This window comes from Caproiciproducens sp. MSJ-32 (assembly GCF_018918055.1).
GTDB lineage: Bacteria > Bacillota > Clostridia > Clostridiales > Clostridiaceae > Clostridium.
In genome coordinates, this window is the sequence record NZ_JAHLPS010000092.1 from 1 (window position 1) to 3853 (window position 3853).

Annotated in this window: 4 protein-coding genes; 1 reads left to right on the top strand and 3 read right to left on the bottom strand. The window is 28.1% G+C overall.

All coding sequences use genetic code 11. From position 1 onward, the window contains the following. Positions 1–214: 214 nt before the first annotated feature. The 3 genes from KQI16_RS10330 to KQI16_RS10340 form a co-directional block, all read right to left on the bottom strand. Positions 215–712, bottom strand: a complete 498-nt coding sequence (locus KQI16_RS10330; protein ID WP_216434176.1) for an SEC-C metal-binding domain-containing protein — start codon at positions 710–712, stop codon at positions 215–217. Positions 713–788: 76 nt separating this feature from the next. Beyond that, positions 789–1577: an MBL fold metallo-hydrolase gene (locus tag KQI16_RS10335; protein WP_216434177.1), complete on the bottom strand. Its 789-nt coding sequence runs from the start codon at positions 1575–1577 to the stop codon at positions 789–791. A 22-nt stretch (positions 1578–1599) separates the two neighbouring features. Then, positions 1600–2859 (bottom strand): UDP-N-acetylglucosamine 1-carboxyvinyltransferase, encoded by a 1260-nt coding sequence (locus tag KQI16_RS10340; protein ID WP_216434180.1) that lies wholly within the window; start codon positions 2857–2859, stop codon positions 1600–1602. 302 nt (positions 2860–3161) lie between these two features. Between KQI16_RS10340 and KQI16_RS10345 the strand changes: the two genes are divergently transcribed. Continuing rightward, a complete protein-coding gene (locus KQI16_RS10345) occupies positions 3162–3704 on the top strand; it encodes a hypothetical protein (protein ID WP_216434182.1) in 543 nt (180 codons plus the stop codon). Positions 3705–3853 lie beyond the last annotated feature (149 nt).

Genomic DNA, 3853 nt, shown 5'->3' on the forward strand with positions numbered 1-3853 from the left:
CCATTTTTTGTTTAAAACAAGCTTTCTAAATCAATTTTTTTAAATTTTAAAGAAAAACTGAACAATATTGTGTAATTATACATGTAGCTACGCTATTTTTTCATATTTACTTTACACAATCCACCATATAGTATCCACTTAAACTAAAATAAACATATAACACTATAAAATATAAAAAACCCTCGCAAAACCTTTATTTACGAGGGTCTGTAGACTATTTACCGCAGCACTTTTTATACTTTTTACCACTTCCGCATGGACAAGGATCATTTCTACCTATTTTATTTTCATTTCTAACTATAACTGACTCTCTATATTGTTTTTGTATTTCCTTTCTCTTTTCTACTGAAAAAATACCATCCCATTGTGGTAATGTATATAAATATTCTGCTTTTGCATCTAACATATTATAATATAATTTTTCTAAATCTAAATCTAATTTAATTTCTTCATTTTCTGTAACTTTTTCTAAATCAAGAGGATTCTTTAAGCTATCATTAATACCATCTACAAAGCCCATAATAAACTCTGAAGTTGTATTATATTTTTTAGCTAAATCTGAAATTGTAAAAATATACTCTTCCTTATGTCTTGCTAGTATATCCCTATATATGGATGTTTCTAGTTCCATATATTCCTTCCAGAAAGCTTTTTCTCCCTTTGTTTTAACATATTCAACTACCATATCTGTCCATTGCTTATATAAGCTCATAATATATTCTCCTTCTTCATAAATTTATTAAAATTTATATTTATTTCTATTTAATCTTAATATAAATAAAATCAAATTAAATTTCAATTAAATTGCTTGGACCACTTCTGCTTGCCATAGTAATAGTTATGTCCTTTTCAGTAATGTTGTTTTCTCTTAAAACTGAGCACACAGTCTCAAAGGCCAAATCAGGATTATTATTGGTTCCACTTAAATGACCTAATATTACCTTTCTATGTAATTTACTACGAACTAAATCTACTATAGCCTTACCGCAATCTTCATTTGATAAATGCCCCACTTCACTTAATATTCTTTGTTTCAATACATAAGGATATGGACCAAATTTAAGCATATTTATATCATGATTACTTTCAAAAAGTAAAACATCTGAATCCTTTATATTATCTTTAATCTCTTGGGTATATATACCAAAATCAGTAGTTACACTTACTCTTTTCCCATTATTATGAAGTACATATCCCACTGGAGCAGCTGCATCATGAGGTATATTAAAAGATTTTATATCTAAATCCTTAATAGACTTAGTCGACCTTCTATCCATTATTTTTATATTATATTCTTTTATTTTTCCTATGTTCTTCTCCATGGCTGCCCATGTATCTGCATTCGCATATATAGGTATATCATATTTTCTTGATATTACTCCTATCCCCTTGATATGGTCTGAGTGTTCATGTGTTACAAATATACCGTCAATTTCTTCTAATTTTTCTCCTATACTTTTTAGTGCATCTTCTATCTTTTTCCCTGGTAAGCCAGCATCAATTAAGACCTTTGTATTATCTGAGGCTATAAATATACTATTTCCGCTGCTTCCACTATACAATGAACAAAACCTCATTATTTTATCCCCCATATTTTAACTACTCTACTGCTCTAAATATATCAGCACCTAAAGCAGTAAATTTGTCTTCTATGTTAGGATAGCCTCTATCAATATGTTCTATTTCTAATATTTCTGTCTGACCTACTGCCACTAATCCAGCTATAACCATAGCTGCTCCTGCCCTTAAATCTGTTGCTACAACTTGAGTTCCTGTTAACTTTTCTACTCCTTCAATTATAGCAGTTCTTCCTTCAACTTTTATATTAGCTCCCATTTTCTTTAATTCATCCATATGTTTAAATCTATTTTCCCATATGCTTTCTGAAACTATACTTCTTCCTGGAATAATACTTAAAAGAGTTGACATTGGCTGTTGTACATCTGTTGGGAAGCCTGGATATGGAGCTGTTTTAACATTAACTCCTCTTAAATCACCCTCAACATATACTCTAACACTATCGTCTCCCTCTTCAATTTTAGCTCCCATTTCTGTAAGCTTTGCAGATATTGATTCTAAATGTTTTGGAATTACATTTTTTATTGTAACATCTCCTTTTGTTGCAACAGCTGCAATCATAAAGGTACCAGCTTCTATTTGATCTGGTATAACACTATAATCACATCCAACTAACTTTTTAACACCCTTAATTCTAATTACATCTGTTCCTGCACCTTTTATATCAGCTCCCATAGAATTTAGGAAGTTTGCTACATCAACTACATGAGGTTCCTTAGCAACATTTTCAAGAATTGTAGTTCCTTCTGCTAAAGTAGCTGCTAACATTACATTTATTGTTGCTCCAACAGAAACAACATCAAAGAATATATTAGTTCCATAAAGATGTTCTGCTTCAACTATAACTGCACCATGTTCAATTGTGACCTTTGCTCCTAAAGCTTCAAATCCCTTTATATGCTGATCTATAGGCCTTACTCCAATAGGGCATCCCCCTGGAAGTTCAACTCTTGCTTTTTTAAATCTTGATAATAAAGCTCCTATAAAATAATAAGAAGCTCTCATTTTTCTTACATCATCAGTACATACATTAATACTTGTTACATCAGTAGCATCTATTTCTAAAGTATTATTACCTATCTTATTTACTGAACAACCTAAGCTTTTTAAAATTCTTTCAAGGCAATGTACATCTTCTATATCTGGAATGTTTTCTATTACACACTTTCCTTCACTTGCCATAATTGCTGCTGGTAATATTGCAACTGCTGCATTTTTAGCACCATTTATTTCAACTGAACCTTTAAGAATCTTGCCACCATTTATAACTAACTTTTTCATAATTTCACCCTTATCATCTTTTATATCTATCTATATAATATTTCCTAACTTTTCAACTTTTAACCATTTTCTATTTACACTATAAAAACTTACAGTAATCATTATATCATAAAAATAACTTATGAAAATAGGGATTTTTCAAGGAGCAGCAATTTCCATAAGCTTGTATCATTTAATAATTTTATTACTATCCTATAATAGAATTGCTTTTTATATTTTTTTTATTGTGGTATAATATAAAGAAAAGTTTATAGACTATTCAAAATATTATATAAACTAATTTAATATGAGAGGCTAAGACTATGAAATATTATCTAGTAGCATTATTTGATGAAGACTCTTATAAAAATTTTATACCTATTCAGAAAAACTTATCTAAACGTTTTAGGGCAAATAGGAATTCCCCTATTCCTTATATACCTCTAGAAGTAGTGGAAAATCCTAATCTCGAAAAACTAGATGAAGTACTTAACAAAATTATTAAACCTTATAAACTTTTTAAAGTTGAATTAACTAATGAAATTCTAATAAGTGAATCTAGAAAAACCTTAAACGTTAAAATTTCTGACATAGGTTATATTAAAAGACTTAACAGACTTATAAGTGATACATTAAAATTATATAACTTTAACGTTTTAGATTTAAATTCCGAATCATCAATGCATTTATCTATTGCTAATTTGAACTTTATTCCAAAAGATATAAAAAAACATTATAATGATATTACTTATAAATCAGAACTGGAAACTTTAAAAGTAGATAGAATTGAGATTTGGAAAATTTCTAATAATAAAAGAGAGACTGTAATAAAAAGTTATCCTTTAAAAAGAAATCTATATATTTAATTAAAAAGTGTATTAATAACAATACACTTTTTAATTTTTTTATATATTTTTTTATTTTTTCATAATTTTTTAAGATTTTAAAAAATTTATTTTTTGTATTCGTTTACCATATTCTATTTTACAAAATGTATTCGAAAATGAAAAGTGTG